Annotated in this window: 13 protein-coding genes, 1 tRNA gene, 1 rRNA gene and 2 other annotated features; of the genes, 8 read left to right on the top strand and 7 right to left on the bottom strand. The window is 62.5% G+C overall.

The features are described from left to right. Window positions 1-101: 101 nt before the first annotated feature. The 5 genes from NATTI_RS0106850 to NATTI_RS0106830 all read right to left on the bottom strand — a co-directional run bounded on the left by NATTI_RS0106850 (window position 102) and on the right by NATTI_RS0106830 (window position 5927). Complete coding sequence (locus tag NATTI_RS0106850) at window positions 102-1631, bottom strand: hypothetical protein (protein ID WP_006088650.1); 1530 nt, start codon at window positions 1629-1631, stop codon at window positions 102-104. A 145-nt stretch (window positions 1632-1776) separates the two neighbouring features. Continuing rightward, window positions 1777-4140 carry a DEAD/DEAH box helicase gene (locus tag NATTI_RS0106845; protein ID WP_006088649.1) on the bottom strand — a complete coding sequence of 788 codons (2364 nt, stop codon included), beginning with the start codon at window positions 4138-4140 and terminating at the stop codon, window positions 1777-1779. A gap of 81 nt (window positions 4141-4221) precedes the next feature. Next, on the bottom strand, window positions 4222-4821 hold the full coding sequence (locus tag NATTI_RS0106840) for a hypothetical protein (RefSeq protein ID WP_006088648.1): 600 nt from the start codon (window positions 4819-4821) through the stop codon (window positions 4222-4224). A 127-nt stretch (window positions 4822-4948) separates the two neighbouring features. Continuing rightward, window positions 4949-5239 carry a hypothetical protein gene (locus NATTI_RS0106835; RefSeq protein ID WP_241434268.1) on the bottom strand — a complete coding sequence of 97 codons (291 nt, stop codon included), beginning with the start codon at window positions 5237-5239 and terminating at the stop codon, window positions 4949-4951. Between the two features lie 172 nt (window positions 5240-5411). After that, window positions 5412-5927 (bottom strand): PH domain-containing protein, encoded by a 516-nt coding sequence (locus NATTI_RS0106830; protein WP_019991696.1) that lies wholly within the window; start codon window positions 5925-5927, stop codon window positions 5412-5414. Between the two features lie 177 nt (window positions 5928-6104). Here NATTI_RS0106830 and lipA point away from each other — a divergent pair, with 177 nt between their 5' ends. The 6 genes from lipA (at window position 6105) to NATTI_RS26440 (ending at window position 13054) form a co-directional block, all read left to right on the top strand. Next, complete coding sequence (gene lipA / locus NATTI_RS0106825; RefSeq protein WP_006088645.1) at window positions 6105-7076, top strand: lipoyl synthase; 972 nt, start codon at window positions 6105-6107, stop codon at window positions 7074-7076. A 275-nt stretch (window positions 7077-7351) separates the two neighbouring features. Continuing rightward, window positions 7352-8458 carry a pyruvate dehydrogenase (acetyl-transferring) E1 component subunit alpha gene (pdhA, locus tag NATTI_RS0106820; RefSeq protein WP_006088644.1) on the top strand — a complete coding sequence of 369 codons (1107 nt, stop codon included), beginning with the start codon at window positions 7352-7354 and terminating at the stop codon, window positions 8456-8458. A gap of 4 nt (window positions 8459-8462) precedes the next feature. Further along, window positions 8463-9482: an alpha-ketoacid dehydrogenase subunit beta gene (locus NATTI_RS0106815; protein ID WP_006088643.1), complete on the top strand. Its 1020-nt coding sequence runs from the start codon at window positions 8463-8465 to the stop codon at window positions 9480-9482. A 1-nt stretch (window position 9483) separates the two neighbouring features. After that, window positions 9484-11151, top strand: a complete 1668-nt coding sequence (locus NATTI_RS0106810; RefSeq protein ID WP_006088642.1) for a dihydrolipoamide acetyltransferase family protein — start codon at window positions 9484-9486, stop codon at window positions 11149-11151. 72 nt (window positions 11152-11223) lie between these two features. Further along, window positions 11224-12687 (top strand): dihydrolipoyl dehydrogenase, encoded by a 1464-nt coding sequence (gene lpdA / locus NATTI_RS0106805; RefSeq protein ID WP_006088641.1) that lies wholly within the window; start codon window positions 11224-11226, stop codon window positions 12685-12687. Window positions 12688-12898: 211 nt separating this feature from the next. Beyond that, window positions 12899-13054: a hypothetical protein gene (locus NATTI_RS26440; protein ID WP_019991695.1), complete on the top strand. Its 156-nt coding sequence runs from the start codon at window positions 12899-12901 to the stop codon at window positions 13052-13054. 152 nt (window positions 13055-13206) lie between these two features. On the opposite strand, the gene NATTI_RS0106795 is transcribed toward NATTI_RS26440, so the two are convergent. Together NATTI_RS0106795 and NATTI_RS0106790 are read right to left on the bottom strand one after the other, a co-directional pair. Further along, window positions 13207-13503, bottom strand: coding sequence for a DUF7521 family protein (locus NATTI_RS0106795; protein ID WP_006088640.1), 297 nt, complete (start codon window positions 13501-13503; stop codon window positions 13207-13209). Next, window positions 13500-13877, bottom strand: coding sequence for a winged helix-turn-helix domain-containing protein (locus NATTI_RS0106790; protein WP_006088639.1), 378 nt, complete (start codon window positions 13875-13877; stop codon window positions 13500-13502). Before NATTI_RS0106790 ends, NATTI_RS0106795 begins: the two co-directional genes overlap by 4 nt. A gap of 962 nt (window positions 13878-14839) precedes the next feature. On the opposite strand from NATTI_RS0106790, the gene NATTI_RS0106785 reads away from it, so the two are divergent. Both NATTI_RS0106785 and NATTI_RS0106780 read left to right on the top strand, forming a co-directional pair. After that, window positions 14840-16313, top strand: a 16S ribosomal RNA gene (locus NATTI_RS0106785). Between the two features lie 153 nt (window positions 16314-16466). After that, a tRNA-Ala gene (locus NATTI_RS0106780) sits at window positions 16467-16538 on the top strand. 240 nt (window positions 16539-16778) lie between these two features. Continuing rightward, window positions 16779-17401: a sequence feature (23S ribosomal RNA rRNA prediction is too short), on the top strand. A 10-nt stretch (window positions 17402-17411) separates the two neighbouring features. Next, window positions 17412-17667: a sequence feature (23S ribosomal RNA rRNA prediction is too short), on the top strand. Window positions 17668-17689 lie beyond the last annotated feature (22 nt).

The raw sequence follows: 17689 nt of genomic DNA, 5'->3' as shown, positions 1-17689 counted from the left end.
CGTACGGCGGAACTATCTAAAGTATTACGTGTGGTGGATACCGGAGAACGGCCAGTACGGTTATTATCCTCCGCTCTCGGGGCAGTAGATTTTCCTACTTTTCAGCCGCCGTACCGATCTGTAAATCGCTCTCGAAGCGCTTTGAGTCCGCTACTTGCCCCGAACTGGTCGACGAACTCGAGCTCGAGAAATCCCGGCGGCGCGCCGTCCTGTAACTCGACCGTCGCAACGATATCCGTCTGTCGCCGACAGAACGTCGCCAACTCCGAGAGCACCTCGGGTCGTGCGACGGTCTCCGGCAGCTGTTCGGTCTGGCATTCGACAGTCTCGCTATCGCCGACGCTGTCGAGTTCCCGGAGGATGAACAGGAGCTCGTCGGCAACCGATTCCGGCGCGATTCGCTCTCGTTGCTGACCAGTCTGCGATGCGCTATCGTCCGACGACACCGATGTCACCGTCGAATCAGCCGTTCGGTCACTGCCCGTCACCGACTCAGAATGGTCGTCAACGATGATCGTTCGACCCTCGAGTTCGACAGTGACGTCGTACGCGCGTTCGACGACCGACGTGAGGTCGGTGATGAACGCCACCGAAACGCCATCGGGTATCTCGATTTGGGCGCTCCCGTGCTCGATTGTTCCGACGAGTCCGCCAAGAAAGTCCACGGTGAGCAGTAGTTCGTCGCTCTCTCGGCGTGCGTCGCGAAGCGTCCGTGTTGCCTCGTCGAACGCACAGCGGTGCAGTGATCGGGTCGCTGCTTCGAGCTGCCGTTCGATTTCGACGACGCCGTCGATTTCGCCGTGTCGTCCCTCTAGGACGAATTCGGAGATCCGTTCGCCCAGCGACCCCTCGAGCCTGTCGGTCAGCTCGCGGATATCCTCGAGCGTCCGTTCGAGGGCCGTATACTGCGTTGCAAACGCCTCTTCCCGTTGCTCGACGTACGATTCGATCTCTCGACAGTGATCGTACAGTGGCGAGACGGTTTTCTCGACGGTCCGAACCCCCGCTTCGTGCTCGAGGGCATCTCCTGCGACGCTCTCGAGATCCGTGATGTGTATCGTCTCGTTCGACGGCGGCAGTGTAACCTCGCGGTACCGGCTCGGGAGATTGACGATTTCGTAGGATTCTCCGTATCGCGAGGTCAGGCTCGGGTCGAGGTCGCCGTTCACAATCGCATCCTCGACGCCTCGACGCAACTCGCGTTCGAGCTGATCGACCGTTTCAGTCCGTTCCTCACGGTCGCCCGGTCGACGGGTCCGGACGCGCTCGACCGCCTCCGGTGCGATCGGCTCGAGTCGATCGAGTGTCTGGGATCCGATTCGTTCTTCGAACTCGGCTTTCGGATCAGCCGTCTCGGTCGCTGTCGTCGCCTCCGTCTCGGTCTGGTTCGCCGGCTCAGCGCTGGAGTTAGTCGACGCCGCCGATCCGGATCGAATCACGACTATCAGTCCACCAGCGAGCAGTACGAGCACTCCGATTACGAGCGTCGCTATCAGCCCCGTGTTTCCGAGAACGGCAACGACCGCATCGGATCGGTCGATTCCCCACCCGGTCGCCTGCGTCTCCCGAACCGTAGCGACCGACCAATCAGCGATCGACGCCCGTTCCGCTACCCAGCGGTCCGGTTGCATATAGCACAACTGGTCAACAGAACTGTAAAGAGCTATCGGCCTTCCGTATCCGCCGGGTCGGGCGAGCGACTAACCCGCGTTTCAGCGAGCGTCACCCACCGCGCTCGAGTTACCGGCGTGGGCGTGGTCGTCGCCCGCCGCGCGCTCAGACGACGTCGACGGTCCGCTGCTCTCGGATCGGCAGGAGTGGCTCCTCGGGAAAGACGATACTGACGGTGTACTCGAGGTCCTCGGCGTCGGCTCCGAAAACGCCGACGGGGACGGTGTCCTCGTCGCGCAGGTAGGTGCTCGTGGCGGTCATCTCCACCTCATTTACCGTCACCCGGAGGCCGGCCCGCGAAGGCTCGCCGACGTTCCGAACCGTTACCTCACAGACCTCGTTCTCGCCCGTCGCGACGGTTTCGGGGAACTCACCCCAGTCGATCTCGATTGCGGGGAGCGATTGGGAACCCTCGTAGACGCGCTCTGCGACCCCTTCCGAGAGGCCGGCAGCGACGAGCCCCTCGATACCAGTCTCGACGATGTCGCCGGGCGTCGAGAGCCCGTCTTTGGCCAGTTTGCTCGCTCGCCCCGGTCCGACGCCGTCGATGGCGGTCAGGCCGACCGCGTCTTCGGCGACGCCGTTCTCGATTCGGGCTTCGACCCGGCGGGCGAGGTTGGCCGCGTGGGGTCCCGCGAGACGGTCGAGAAACGCCCCAAGCGCGGAGATGAGTCGCGTCGCGTTGCGACGGATCACCCACGCGTCGCTCGAGAGCTCCGCGGGCGTCGATCCGTCCGCGGCCCCCCGGAGAATTGCGAGGACCTTCCGCTGGCCTGCCTCGAGGTCGCCCGTCTCTCGGCCGACGAGCACCGCGTCAACCGCGTCGCGTTCGGACTGGCGGGCCGAGACCGAGTCGAACTCCTCGGCGGTCGCGACCGCCTCGAGGATGTCGTCGGCCTCGAGTGTTCCGCCGTCCTCGCCGGCGCGGTCGCACAGCTCTGCGAACGTGACGGCCGTCGCAAGGCGCAGGTAGTACTTCGAGGCCAGCACGCCCCTCGGCGTCGCCTCGATCGAGAGGGTCTCGGGGTCCATCTCCACGAAGCCGCGCTCGACCAGCTGCTCGAGGCAGTCCCGGACGCGCCCGCGGAGGTTCGGGAACTCGTATTCCTCGGGCTTTGACTGGCCGCGGACGTAGTAGAAGGTCGTCTCGAGCCAGTCCATCACGTCCTCGAGATCGGTGATCGTCCCCATCGCGATCTCGGCGTTGAGGTGGGTCTCTAAGGTCTCCGCGAGGCGGGATTCGATCTCCTTGCCGTCGCGAAGCAGCCGTCGGTACTTGTCCGCGTCCGCGCCGTCGCAGACGACCCAGCCGTAGCCGACGTCGTCGTAGCCCGGTCGGCCCGCGCGGCCGAGCATCTGGAGGACATCGAGGGGACTCATATCGACCTCGCCCTCGAGGGGGTCGTGGATCTTCGTATCCCGGATCACGACGCAGCGCGCGGGGAGGTTGACGCCCCACGCGAGCGTCGAGGTCGAGAAGAGGAGTTCGATGTGTCCCTCTTTGAACCACTCTTCGACGAGGTCGCGGTCGTTCTTCGAGAGCCCGGCGTGGTGAAAGGCGACGCCGTCGAGGACGGAGTGATAGAGCGTGTCGTCGTCGAGTCGTTCCTTCAGATCGGTGTGGAACTCGTACTCGCCGCGAACGCCCATCGGGATGTCTCGTTCGGCGATTTCGTCTCGCGCCTTCTTGGCCGCCTGGACGGTGTCCTGGCGGGAGGAGACGAAGACGAGCGACTGGCCGTCCTCCCGGAGGTGTGGCTCCGCGAGGTCGATCGCACGATACAGACGGCGGTACTTGTCCGCGAAGGCGTTGTCACCGTGCGTGTAGGTCTTGACGCCCGATTTGAGGTCGACGGGACGATAGCTCTCGTCGAACTCGAAGGTGGTCTCGTCGGGCGCGTCGAGCCACGCGGCCACGTCGTCGACGTTCGGCATCGTGGCCGAGAGGGCGACGATGCGGGGGTCACAGAGTCGCCGGAGGCGAGAGATCGTAACCTCGAGCACCGACCCTCTGCGGTCGGCGTCCAACAGGTGGACCTCGTCGATGACGCAGACGTCGATGTCGGTGACGAAGTCGTAGCGTCGAGAGTCGTGTTTGCGGGTCGCCGAGTCGAGTTTCTCGGGCGTCATCACGAGGATGTCCGCGCGTCGCGCGCGTCGGGGATTCAGATCCCGCTCACCCGTGACGACGTACACCGAGTAATCCAGTTCTTCGAAGCGATCCCAGTCGTCTTCTTTCTCGTTCGTCAGCGCTCGCAGCGGGGCGATAAACAGCGCGGTCCCGCCGTCGGCGAGCGCCTTACAGATCGCCAGCTCCGCGAGCGCGGTCTTGCCCGAGGCCGTCGGCGCGCTCGCGACCACGTTTTCGTCGGACTCGAGCAGCCCTGGCAGTGCCTCGCGTTGCATCCGGTTGAACTCCTCGAAGGCAAAAGCGTCCGCGAATTCGGGAAGAACCTCGGCGACCTCCATCACCCTCACACGGGGAGTGACGGGTCAAAGGCGTTTCCTTCGAGGCGCGTTTCGGCGGAGTGACGGAACTCGAGTTTTCGCTTACCGCGAGCCGAAAACGGCCACGAGCACGGCCCCTGCGGTGGCGAACACCAGCGGGTAGAGGATGCCGCCGAGAACGATCGCGGGCAGCAGTTCCGGCGCGACCGAGCCGCTCGCCTCGATGCCGAAGAACGATCCCTCGGCGCTGGACTCGGCGACGAGCGCGCCGAGACCCACGACGACGGCGTAGCCGATGGTCACCGGCGCGCCGACGGTGACGGCCTCGCCGATATCGGCGACGTTCCACTGTCGGGCGAGCATGGCTCCCATCCCGAGCAAGACGAGCGGCGGGACGACGTACAGCAGCGTTGCGCTCGTCGCACTGGACTCAGCAATAAAATCGACGGTGCTCGAGCCGCCGAACCCGCCGAACGAACCCGTCGTCTCGATGTCGACCAGGTGTGCGTTGTAGAAGTACCAGGCGACGCCCTTCCAGTCGGCGACGTCGCCGCCGAAGGCGTCGCGGACTTCGTCGACGATCAGCACGTAGCTCACGAGGTAGCCGATCGCGGCGGCCAAGACTCCGAGTCCCGCACTCGCCGCGACGCTCGAACCGCGCGATACCGCGCCGTCGGTGGCTGTCGACAGTTGTGGCGTCATTGTGTCGGCCTGGATGTCGGTTTATCTAATGGGCTTTGTGATTTGACTCGAAGAATATTTCCATCTATCGGCTATTCGTGTAATTCTCAACCGCGCAGAAAACGCCGATCCGTTCACTCTTTCCGACTTACAGCCTCACTTCACCGGCGTTGATCTTCCCCGCCTGGATGTAGGCGTCGGCGGCGGCAGCGATGTGAATCAGCGGTGCCATGAACATAATGATGAATCCGATGAGGAGGAACATCATAATTACAGTGAACACCCAGAACGCGAAGTAGATGCCGAGGAAGGCGAGTCCGCGAGAGGTTTGTCCGTTGTAAATCTGTCCGACACCCGGGATGAGGAACGAAATGAGTGCTGCGAGCACTTCGTTTATTTCTTTGTCGTTCGTGGTTGCTCCTGCAGTTGCTTCTGCCATTAGTGAATACCTGTTTCAGCTACTAATGATAGCTGTATATAACTTTTGGCCAGCTTGAATATCTCCCTTTCGAACATTTGTGCGCGATCAGATGCGATTCAACGTGCAGGTTTTTGCACGGCCGCGCTCGTGGCCCTCCGTCCGCTCCCGAATACCGTCGATCGGTCGGAGTTCAGACGACCGACTCGTCGGTCGACGTCTCCTCGAGTTGGTCGCTCAATAGACTCGAGGCGCGCTCGGGGCTGGGGACTCGCTCGAAGGTGAGTTCGGGGTCGCCGGAGCCGGCGGTGTAGACGGTCAGGTCGCCGTAGCCGAGTGCGCGGCCGACCACGCCCTGGCTGAGGCTGGTGTTCTGGACGCGGTCGAGGCGAAACTGGGTGACGTCCCGCGAGACCACGCCGTACTTCTTGTACAGCTCGGAGGTGGTGATCACGTAGCGGGTATTCGTCCAGACGAGGTAGCGTGCGAACGCCAGCCCTGCGCCGCCGAGGGCGACGAGGACACCCATGATCGTCAGGAACCCGGCGCCGTCGCCCGCGGTCCAGCCGGCGAGGACGAGGCCGAGCAGCGCGACGACGACCCCGACCGGGAGCCCCGCGCCCATCGTAATCGGGTGCGGACGGCTCTCCCAGACGACGTCGTCGTCGTCGCTGATGTGAAACCAGTCGGGAGTCGTGCTGAAGGCCATCGCTCGAGGGTATTCCACTCGCCCGCATAACGCTATCGGGGGTACGAGGCCCCTAAACTCACGTAACCCGGACATACGCGATACTCGAACGGTCTGGGCGATCTCGAGGTCGCGCGGCAGGGGATGTCAACCCCCGGAACCACCACGGTTTTTCACCGAGGGCCCCTTCGTACGGGTATGAGCAGCGCACGCAAGCCCGACTGGCTGAAGATGCGGCCGCCGTCGGGCCGGGAGTTCGCGGGCATCCGGGAGACGCTGCGCGAACGCAACCTACACACCGTCTGTGAGGAGGCCAACTGTCCGAATCTGGGCGAGTGTTGGTCCGGCGGAGCGGGAACCGGTGAGAGCGCGGGCGGGACGGCCACGTTCATGCTGATGGGGGATCGGTGCTCTCGAGCCTGTAACTTCTGTGACGTCGAGACCGGCGGGATGGAGCCGCTGGATCCCGACGAACCCGCGAACGTGGCGGAGGCGATCGCCGAAATCGGGCTGGACTACGTCGTCCTGACGAGCGTCGATCGGGACGACCTGCCCGATCAGGGCGCGGGCCACTTCGCGGAGACGATCCGGCAGATCAAGGACCGTCATCCGGGCATTCTCGTCGAGGTGCTTATACCCGACTTTCAGGGCGAGCAACGGCTCGTCCGGAAGATCATCGACGCCGATCCGGACGTGATCGCCCACAACGTCGAGACCGTCGAACGCCTGCAGTTTCCCGTCCGGGACCGGCGCGCGGGCTACGAGCAGAGTCTCGGGGTGCTCGAGCAGGTCGATCGCGAGTCCGACATCTACACCAAGACCTCGATCATGCTCGGCCACGGCGAGTACGACCACGAGGTCTACCAGACGATGGCCGACCTGCGCGAGCGCGGCGTCGACATCGTGACGCTGGGTCAGTATCTCCGGCCGTCGACGGATCACCTCGAGGTGCGACGCTACGACCACCCGGACAAGTACGAGACATGGCGTCGCGTCGCCGAGGACGAACTGGAATTTTTGTACTGCGCCAGCGGCCCGATGGTCCGCTCGTCGTACAAGGCCGGCGAACTGTTCGTCGACGCCGTGCTTCGGGAGGGCAAGAGCGTCGAGGAAGCGAGAGCCGACGCCCGCGACTCGAGTGTGCAACAAACCGAACGAACCGGCTTCTGAACGAGAGACAACGCCTCGTCGTGAACGCTGTGTCGCTTGTCAACGCATCGCTTCCCGTCAAACTCCTGCTTTGTCCACTCTTCGCTCTCCACTCGAGCCAAAATTAGACGAATGATTCATAATATCCATATCTGAACAACCCCGTTCGAATATGGCGGAGAGCAACCGATATTCCTGTGCGTGGCTGGCAAGAATCTCTCTCATAGTAAACTTTTTTGGGAAACTCCTTTATCCCGAGCGATAGTTCCCTAGTCTATGTACAGGTGGGTCTATCCGTGAGTACGTTACAGCGAAACCCCCGGGACAGAGTACAGATACTCGACGAGGGCGGTCGGGTCCTCGAGGGCGCCGAGGTGCCCGACCTGAGCGCCGATGAACTCGTCCAGATGTACGAACAGATGCGGCTGATTCGCCACTTCGACGAGCGGGCGGTGAGCCTTCAACGTCAGGGGCGGATGGGAACGTATCCGCCGCTGTCGGGCCAGGAGGGCGCACAGATCGGCAGCGCCTACGCGCTCGCGGAGGACGACTGGGTGTTCCCCAGCTACCGCGAGCACGGCACCGCGCTGGTTCGCGGAATGAGCCTGAAACGCACGCTGCTCTACTGGATGGGCCACGAGCAGGGCAACCAGATCCCTGCAGACGCCAACATCTTCACGGTCGCCGTGCCCATTGCGACCCAGATCCCTCACGCGACTGGGGCCGCCTGGGCCTCGAAGCTCAAGGGCGAGGAGAAGGCCTTCCTCTGTTACTTCGGCGACGGCGCGACGAGCGAGGGCGACTTCCACGAGGGGCTCAACTTCGCCGGCGTCTTCGACACGCCGAACGTCTTCTTCTGTAACAACAACCAGTGGGCGATCTCGGTTCCTCGAGAGCGCCAGACGGCCAGCGACACCTTAGCGCAGAAGGCCGAAGCGTACGGCTTCGAAGGGGTCCAGGTCGACGGGATGGATCCGCTGGCCGTCTACAAGGTCACCCGCGATGCCGTCGAGAAGGCCAAAAACCCGGGCGAGGGCGAACTCCGGCCGACGCTCATCGAGGCGGTCCAGTATCGCTTCGGTGCCCACACCACGGCCGACGATCCGTCCGTCTACCGCGACGACGACGAGGTCGAACGCTGGAAACAGAAGGATCCGATCCCGCGCCTCGAGAAGTACCTCCGGAACGAGGGGATCCTCGACGACGAACGCGTCGAGGAGATCGAATCGGAGATTCAGACGGGCGTGGCCGACGCCATCGACGCCGCAGAGGCCGTTACGCGGCCCGACCCCGAAGAAATCTTCGCCCACGTTTACGAGGGAATGCCACGACGGTTGCAACGACAGCTCGAGTACTTCGAATCGGTTCGCGAACGACACGGCGACGACGCACTCCTGGAGTAACACAATGGCAGCAGAGACACAGACGGACGGAGACGCGGACGGAGCATCGGAGAGCCTCACGCTCGTACAGGCGGTTCGAGACGGCTTGCACACCGAAATGGAACGCGACGACGATGTCGTCGTCATGGGCGAGGACGTCGGGAAGAACGGCGGCGTCTTTCGCGCGACGGAGGGGCTGTACGACGAGTTCGGCGAGAATCGAGTGATCGACACCCCGCTCGCGGAGTCGGGCATCGTCGGCACGGCCATCGGGATGGCCGCCTACGGGATGCGTCCCGTTCCCGAGATGCAGTTCCTCGGCTTTATCTACCCCGCGTTCGACCAGATCGTCTCCCACGCCGCGCGCCTGCGGACGCGCTCGCGCGGACGATATACGTGCCCGATGGTTATCCGAGCACCCTACGGCGGCGGCATTCGCGCCCCCGAACACCACTCCGAGTCCTCGGAGGCGATGTTCGTCCACCAGCCCGGACTCAAAGTCGTCATCCCCTCGACGCCCTACGACACCAAGGGCTTGCTCATCAGTGCGATTCGCGACCCGGACCCGGTACTCTTCCTCGAGCCGAAACTCATCTACCGGGCGTTCCGCGGGGACGTTCCGACGGAGTCCTACGAGGTGCCCCTCGGCGAGGCGGCCGTTCGCCGCGAGGGTAGCGACATCTCGGTTTACACGTGGGGAGCGATGACCCGACCGACCATCGAGGCCGCTGAGAACCTCGCCGAGGAGGGGATCGACGCCGAGGTGGTCGACCTCCGCACGCTATCGCCGCTGGACGAGGACACCATCGTCGAGTCGTTCAAGAAGACGGGTCGCGCCGCAGTCGTCCACGAGGCACCGAAGACGGGCGGGCTCGGCGCGGAGATCACCGCGACCCTCCAGGAGGAAGCGCTCCTCTATCAGGAGGCACCGGTCGAGCGAATCACGGGCTTCGATACGCCGTTCCCGCTGTACGCGCTCGAGGACTACTACCTGCCCGAACCGGCACGAATCGAGGACGGCATCCGCGACGCCGTGGGGTTCTAAGATGGTCAGAGAGTTCGAACTACCGGACGTCGGCGAGGGGGTCGCAGAGGGCGAACTGGTCTCGTGGCTGGTCGAAGAGGGCGACGAGGTCTCCGAGGATCAGCCGGTCGCGGAGGTCGAGACCGACAAAGCGCTCGTCGAGGTTCCCTCGCCAGTCAACGGAACGGTCCGCGAGTTACACGTCGAAGCGGGCGAGGTCGTCCCGGTCGGAACGGTGATTATCTCGTTCAACGTGGAAGGAGAAGAGAGCGAGGCGACGACTGACGAGCAACAGGAGCGAGCGAGCGAACCCGAAGGCGTCGACTCGCCGGACGAGACAGCCGAGGCGGACGAGGCCGAAGGCGGCGAACCCGCCGGCAGTCCCGGCGCGCTCGGTGCCGAGACGGAGGAGGCCGAGACGCCGGAAGATCGAGTTTTCGCGCCCCCGCGCGTGCGACGGATGGCCCGCGAGGAAGGGATCGACCTCACGCGTGTTCGAGGCAGCGGTCCCGGTGGTCGGATCACCGCTGCGGACGTCCAGGCCGCCGCGGGTGACGGACCCGCCGGCGACGGACAGGTGCAGACGCAGGAATCCGGCGGAGCAACCGCGGACGAATCGACCGCGGCGGACGCCGATGACTCGAGCGGCGCAGGAACTGGCGAGGGGACAGCAGCCGGTGCCTCGAGTCGGGGCCAGACCCAGGCGCAACCGTCGAGCGAACCGCCAGCGAACGTCGAGTCCGCCGACCGCGAGAAGACGCTCGCCGCGCCCGCGACCCGACGGATCGCCGAGGAGTCGGGCGTCGATATCGACGCCGTTCCGACGGACGAGGAGCGCGACGGCGAGGCGTTCGTGACACCCGAGGCGGTTCGGGAGTACGCCGACGCCCAACAACGCGCCCAGGAGGCCGACAGAGAAGCGATCGAGGCCGGCGAGTCCGTCGGTTCGAAGGGAACCGAGTTCGCTGAGGGCGAGCGCGAGCGCCGCGAACCGTTCACGGGCGTCCGAAAGACGATCGCCGACGCCATGGTCGAGTCGAAGTACAGCGCGCCCCACGTCACCCACCACGACGAGGTCGACGTGACGGACCTGGTCGAAGCGCGAGAGCAACTCAAGCCTCGAGCCGAAGACCGGGGCATCCGGCTGACCTACATGCCGTTCGTCATGAAAGCCGTCGTGGCGGCGCTCCAGGAGTACCCCGAGATGAACGCGGTCATCGACGAGGAAAACGAGGAGGTCGTCTACCGCGACTACTACAACATCGGCGTCGCCACGGCGACCGATGTCGGCCTGATGGTGCCGGTCGTCGACGACGCCGATCGGAAGGGGCTCTTACAGCTCTCCTCGGAGATGAACGAGGTCGTCCAGAAGGCCCGCGAACGGACGATCAGCCCCGACGAACTCCGCGGCTCGACGTTCACGATCACCAACGTCGGCGGTATCGGCGGCGAGTACGCGACGCCGATTCTCAACTACCCCGAAGCGGGCATCCTCGCGCTCGGCGAGATCAAGCGCAAACCGCGCGTCGTCGTCGACGAGGAGACGGGCGAGGAGTCGATCGAACCGCGATCCGTGCTGACGCTGTCGCTATCGTTCGATCACCGACTGATCGACGGCGCTGTCGGCGCTCAGTTCACGAACACGGTGATGGAGTACCTCGAGAATCCACACCTACTATTGCTCGAGTAGCGTAGGATACCTACCAGCAACTACCACTATCATGTACACAGTAACACCACACACGAGGGAGGGAACGAACTGATGGTTGTCGGAGATGTCACTACCGGGACTGACGTGCTGATTATCGGCGCCGGTCCGGCCGGCTACGTGGCCGCGATCCGGGCCGGACAGCTCGACCTGGACGTCACGCTCGTCGAGAAGGAAGCCTACGGAGGCACCTGCCTGAACCACGGCTGCATCCCGTCGAAGGCGCTGATCACGGCGACCGATGTCGCCCACGACGCCGCTACGGCCGAGGAGATGGGTATTCACGCCAACCCCGCGATCGACCTCTCGGGGATGGTCGCGTGGAAAGACGGCGTCGTCGATCAGCTTACCAGCGGCGTCGAGAAACTCTGCAAGGCGAATCAGGTCAACTTGCTCGAGGGGACGGCCACCTTCGTCGACGAGAACACCGTCCGCGTCTCTCACGGCGGTGAGGGACAGGGATCGGAGACCCTCGAGTTCGAACACGCCATCGTCGCGACCGGCTCGCGCCCCATCTCGATTCCGGACTTCTCGTTCGACGACGAGCCAGTCCTGAACTCGCGACAGGCGCTCGCGCTGGACTCCATTCCCGACTCGATGGTCGTCGTAGGCGCGGGCTACATCGGGATGGAACTGGCCAGCGTCTTCGCGAAACTGGGGACCGATGTGACGGTGGTCGAGATGCTCGATTCGATCCTGCCGGGCTACGATGACGACCTCAAACGCCCGGTCAAACAGCGCGCGAAAGAACTGGGGATCGAGTTCGAATTCGGCTACACCGCCACGGAGTGGTACGAACCGGACGGGGGCCTTCGCGTCATCGCTGACCCCGTCGAGGACGCTGCAGCGGACGGTGGAAGTGCCGAAGCCGTCGAAGACGAACGCCTCGAACTCGACGTCGAACGGGTGCTCGTGGCCGTCGGCCGCAGCCCCGTCTCCGACACGCTCGATCTCGAGGCGGCCGGCGTCGAGACCGACGAGCGCGGCTTCATCGACACCGACTCGCGCGCACGCACGAACGTCGATCACATCTTCGCCGTGGGCGACGTCGCGGGCGAACCGATGCTCGCCCACAAGGGGAGCATGGAAGGACAGATCGCCGCCGAGGTGATCGCCGGCGAGCCGTCGGCGATCGACTACCAGGCGATGCCAGCGGTCGTCTTCACCGATCCCGAGATCGCGACCGTCGGGATGTCCGAGTCCGAGGCCGAAGAAGCCGGCTTCGAGACGGTCGTCGGTCAGTTCCCGTTCCGGGCCAGCGGCCGCGCGTTGACGACCGGTGACTCGGACGGCTTCGTCAAAATCGTCGCCGAGGAATCCGAGGGGTACGTCCTCGGCGCCAGCATCGTCGGCCCCGAAGCCTCCGAACTGATCGGGGAACTCGGACTGGCGATCGAACTCGGCGCGACCCTCGAGGACGTCGCGTCGACGGTCCACGCTCATCCGACGCTTTCGGAGTCGGTGATGGAGGCCGCCGAAAACGCGCTCGGCCACGCAATCCACACGCTGAACCGATAGGGACGGTACCCCCCATCGAATCGTCGAAACCGATTTTTCGACCCCAACAGACTCGTTACGCCCGAAAACCGGGGACGGACTTCCTGCCCGGCGGGGAAGTCGCTTCATACCCCTTCACGTGTCGGCCCTTCGGTTCAGGTGTGACCATAACATCCAACACCTCTCGCCGCAGTCGACGCCGTCCACTCTGTCGCCGGCACGGGCGCACTCGGTGCGCTCGCCGGCTGTACGGGTTCTGTTCTCGAGCGATGATGGTGACGACGCGGACGGCGACGACGGTCCGCTGACCGACTACGAGTACACCGAGCCACCACAGGTCGTCGACTTCGCTGAACAGGGGGTACGGAAGATAGAAAACTTTTCGTGATCGAGCGAACTCTTCGGGTTCGCGGACAGCGAGGGACTTTCGGTCCCTCGAGCACTCGGGCGGCGTTGCCGCCCGACGACCTCTCGGGATCGAAAATTCCACGTGGTGACGAGAGAGTGTTGCTTTCTCGAATCACTTGACTCCGGGGTAGCTCACTGTACGTACAGCGAGTACGCGATCACCACGAAGCCGGCCAGAACGAGCAGACTCTCAAGCAGTATTCCCAGCGCCAACTGGACGTTGAGCAGTTCGTAGAGCATTCCCGCGAGGACGAGCCCGAGCGTCACGAGTCCGAACCCGAGTGCGAGCATCCCGAGCGCACGCTGTCGTGTCCGCCGATACGCCTTGAACGCGAAGTACGTGATGACGCTCCCGACGACGAGCACCAGCGTCTTGACGACCGCGAGTGCGAGTGCGAGTTCGGTCGCGCCGGTGTGATGTGGGCTCATGTCTCCTTTCGAACCTCCGACCACAGTTCGGCCAGCCGCTCGTCCGCCGTCCGGGCCGGTCGTTCGATCTGCACCGCCAGCGACCGGTCCTCGTCCAACGTGAGCGTAATCTCGTCGAACGCAACCGCGTACTTGCTCGCGTGGTGACCGTCCTGGCGAATCTCGGTCGACTCCTCGAGTAACGTCGAGTCAGTCAACAGCTCGAGCTTTCGATAGAGTGTCGACTGCGGGATCTCACACCGTTTCGTCAGCTCTGAAGCCGTCATGGGTTCCTCGAGATTCCGGATGATCTCTCGGCAGTCGGGGTCGTCGAGCGCGGAGCAGATCTCCTCCGCTGACGGCGTTGACTCCGAAGCGATCGGGTTCCGGACCATTCGTCTAGCTCTTACGACGCACGTGGTTTATCGGCATCGATGCATCTGCTCTTTGTCCCCGCTACGTCCGAACCCGTTCGGTTGTCCGGCACGGCCACTCGAATCACGACAGGTTCTTGCGCGTGCACGCTCGAACACGACGTACGCGGGTCTCATTCGGCCCGACCGCGCCTGCAAGGGTGGAATGACCGGCCGACCTCCGCCCGCGTGATATTCTACTCGGAGTTCGATCGCCCGGAACGACTCGGGCTCGAGCAACGGCTGTGTGTGGTCGTGTAAACGCAGTGACTGACCGATGGAAAACCGTGCCATGGTAGCGGGTTCCGATGGCCGGATCGTTCGACGGCCTTATATAGTAACCCGGCACTCGATACTAATGCGAACAACGTGGCGCACGACGCCACGTTCCCTCTGGCCGTTTCCCGGCACGGAGGTAGACACTCCATCCACTCTCGCACGACTGCCATCGGTTCGATCCGATGGCCTTATCCGTATATGGGCGTTCCGAACGTGATGTGCTCGTGGCCGGCTTCGCCGGTCGCGACGATCCGTTGCCCTTATACGTGGCCGGGCGTTCAGTTCGGATCGCAACCGACTCGCCGGATGCGGTTTTCGGCGATCTGCGATCCGATGCCCTTAAGTGTACGAGGGCACTCGGATGGATTGCAAACGAATATGTGATCGACGGGGCGTTCAACTCGCTCCGTCATCTCGGATCAACAGGGTTCGAAGGGGTTATGTACCCCGGACAACCTATGAATAGATCCGAAGGAAATGAGGATCCTTCCCCTGCGGTCCGCCGTACAGAAGGGATCTGATGTTAGCCTTGGTAGTTCGGTGACGCTCGACCGGTCGCGGTCTGAGGTCGCCGAACGTGGACCCATTTATGTGTGAGTGTGTACAAGAATTTACATTCACCGCCAAATGAACCCTCCCGACCACAAGGTCGGGAGTAATATAGCATTCCGGTTGATCCTGCCGGAGGTCATTGCTATTGGAGTCCGATTTAGCCATGCTAGTTGTACGAGTTTAGACTCGTAGCAGATAGCTCAGTAACACGTGGCCAAACTACCCTATGGACCAAGACAACCTCGGGAAACTGAGGCTAATCTTGGATACGATTCTCCCGCTGGAACTGCAGAGAATCCGAAATGCCCCGGCGCCATAGGATGTGGCTGCGGCCGATTAGGTAGACGGTGGGGTAACGGCCCACCGTGCCGATAATCGGTACGGGTTGTGAGAGCAAGAGCCCGGAGACGGTATCTGAGACAAGATACCGGGCCCTACGGGGCGCAGCAGGCGCGAAACCTTTACACTGCACGCCAGTGCGATAAGGGGACTCCGAGTGCGAGGGCATATAGTCCTCGCTTTTCACCACCGTAAGGTGGTGGTGGAATAAGTGCTGGGCAAGACCGGTGCCAGCCGCCGCGGTAATACCGGCAGCACGAGTGATGACCGCTATTATTGGGCCTAAAGCGTCCGTAGCTGGCCGCGCAAGTCTATCGGGAAATCTGCTCGCCTAACGAGCAGGCGTCCGGTGGAAACTGTGTGGCTTGGGACCGGAAGACCAGAGGGGTACGTCTGGGGTAGGAGTGAAATCCCGTAATCCTGGACGGACCACCGGTGGCGAAAGCGCCTCTGGAGGACGGATCCGACGGTGAGGGACGAAAGCTCGGGTCACGAACCGGATTAGATACCCGGGTAGTCCGAGCTGTAAACGATGTCTGCTAGATGTGCCACAGGCTACGAGCCTGTGGTGTGTCGTAGGGAAGCCGAGAAGCAGACCGCCTGGGAAGTACGTCCGCAAGGATGAAACTTAAAGGAATTGGCGGGGGAGCACTACAACCGGAGGAGCCTGCGGTTTAATTGGACTCAACGCCGGACATCTCACCAGCATCGACAATGTGCAGTGACGGTCAGTGTGATGAGCTTACCTGAGCCATTGAGAGGAGGTGCATGGCCGCCGTCAGCTCGTACCGTGAGGCGTCCTGTTAAGTCAGGCAACGAGCGAGACCCGCACCCTTAATTGCCAGCAGCACCCTTGTGGTGGCTGGGTACATTAAGAGGACTGCCAGTGCCAAACTGGAGGAAGGAACGGGCAACGGTAGGTCAGTATGCCCCGAATGTGCTGGGCGACACGCGGGCTACAATGGCCACGACAGTGGGATGCAACCCCGAGAGGGGACGCTAATCTCCGAAACGTGGTCGTAGTTCGGATTGAGGGCTGAAACTCGCCCTCATGAAGCTGGATTCGGTAGTAATCGCGCCTCAGAAGGGCGCGGTGAATACGTCCCTGCTCCTTGCACACACCGCCCGTCAAAGCACCCGAGTGAGGTCCGGATGAGGCCTGGATTCCCAGGTCGAATCTGGGCTTCGCAAGGGGGCTTAAGTCGTAACAAGGTAGCCGTAGGGGAATCTGCGGCTGGATCACCTCCACAGACCGGGATCAGGCCGATGGCCTGACCCACCTTTCGTGTGGCGTTTTACGCCACACACTCCACGTTCGATCGACCCAACCGTTGGCCGATCGGGCACCTTAGAACTACCAAGGCTAACGCTTTCGTCTCGATGTCCACTTTGTGTGGACGTGGGCCCATAGCTCAGTGGTAGAGTGCCTCCTTTGCAAGGAGGATGCCCAGGGTTCGAATCCCTGTGGGTCCATCACTCGGAGGCGATCGAATCGTGCCCCTTAAGTGGGGCAAGCGATTCTGATCTAATCCGAACGAAAACCGATGCACCAGCCCGTGTAAACGTGGCTGGGAAGGGTTAATGCATGCCGCGTCTACGGCGTGCAGATGAGACCGTGTGTACGTGTAGTCCAGGCGTCCACTGGACCCGTTCCCGGGTCACTCTTGAATTACAACTTCCGTTGCAATTCAGATCCGATGAACGTGGCTACTGTGCCAGCTGGTGGATCGCTCGGCTTGAGAGCTGAAGAAGGACGTGCCAAGCTGCGATAAGCCTGAGGGAGCCGCACGGAGGCTAAGAACTCAGGATTTCCGAATGGGAATCCCCACCGCAATTGCTTCGCGCAATGGGGAACGTCGAGAATTGAAACATCTTAGTATCGACAGGAAAAGAAAACGAATGTGATGTCGTTAGTAATGGCGAATGAACGCGATAAAGTCCAAACCGAAGCCTTCACGGGCAATGTGGTGTTCGGACTGACGACCACTCTCTGACCATCTGCAGGAAGTCTCTTGGAATAGAGCACGAAACAGGGTGACAGTCCCGTAGTGTAGATCAGTAGGAGACGAGTCAGCTCCAGAGTATCGGGGGTTGGATATCCCTCGTGAATATTGCAGGCATCGACTGCAAAGACTAAACACTCCTCAAGACCGATAGCGAACAAGTAGTGTGAACGAACGCTGAAAAGTACCCCCAGAAGGGAGGTGCAATAGGGCGTGAAATCAGTTGGCGATAGAGCGACGGGGCATACAAGGTCCTGTATACAATGAACTAGGTGCGAACCTATAGTAAGCCATACAGGAAGCCGATGTTCCGTCGTACGTTTTGAAAAACGAACCAGGGAGTGTGCCTGTTTGACGAGTCTAACTCGATTATCGAGGAAGGCGTAGGGAAACCGATATGGCCGCAGTCTTACGACGAGGGCCACCGTGTTCAAGCGCGGGGAGTCAAACGGGCACAACCCGAAACCGGACGATCTAGGCGTGAGCAAGGTGAAGCGTGCCGAAAGGTGCGTGGAGGCCTGTTAGAGTTGGTGTCCTACAATACCCTCTCGTGACTTACGTTTAGGGGTGAAAGGCCCATCGAGTCCGGAAACAGCTGGTTCCAACCGAAACATGTCGAAG

Origin of the sequence: Natronorubrum tibetense GA33, assembly GCF_000383975.1 — an archaeon.
GTDB lineage: Archaea > Halobacteriota > Halobacteria > Halobacteriales > Natrialbaceae > Natronorubrum > Natronorubrum tibetense.
The sequence above is the reverse complement of the archived record's forward strand: the minus strand, read 5'-3'. Positions and strand labels throughout refer to the sequence as shown.

Coding starts and splice junctions, on each gene's coding strand:
- NATTI_RS0106830 (WP_019991696.1), bottom strand. CDS start 5,927: ATGGCCTTCAGCACGACTCCCGACTGGTTTCACATCAGCGACGACGAC.
- NATTI_RS0106790 (WP_006088639.1), bottom strand. CDS start 13,877: ATGGTCCGGAACCCGATCGCTTCGGAGTCAACGCCGTCAGCGGAGGAG.
- NATTI_RS0106845 (WP_006088649.1), bottom strand. CDS start 4,140: ATGGAGGTCGCCGAGGTTCTTCCCGAATTCGCGGACGCTTTTGCCTTC.
- NATTI_RS0106795 (WP_006088640.1), bottom strand. CDS start 13,503: ATGAGCCCACATCACACCGGCGCGACCGAACTCGCACTCGCACTCGCG.
- NATTI_RS0106850 (WP_006088650.1), bottom strand. CDS start 1,631: ATGCAACCGGACCGCTGGGTAGCGGAACGGGCGTCGATCGCTGATTGG.
- lpdA (WP_006088641.1), top strand. CDS start 11,224: ATGGTTGTCGGAGATGTCACTACCGGGACTGACGTGCTGATTATCGGC.
- NATTI_RS0106810 (WP_006088642.1), top strand. CDS start 9,484: ATGGTCAGAGAGTTCGAACTACCGGACGTCGGCGAGGGGGTCGCAGAG.
- NATTI_RS0106815 (WP_006088643.1), top strand. CDS start 8,463: ATGGCAGCAGAGACACAGACGGACGGAGACGCGGACGGAGCATCGGAG.
- lipA (WP_006088645.1), top strand. CDS start 6,105: ATGAGCAGCGCACGCAAGCCCGACTGGCTGAAGATGCGGCCGCCGTCG.
- NATTI_RS0106835 (WP_241434268.1), bottom strand. CDS start 5,239: ATGGCAGAAGCAACTGCAGGAGCAACCACGAACGACAAAGAAATAAAC.
- NATTI_RS0106840 (WP_006088648.1), bottom strand. CDS start 4,821: ATGACGCCACAACTGTCGACAGCCACCGACGGCGCGGTATCGCGCGGT.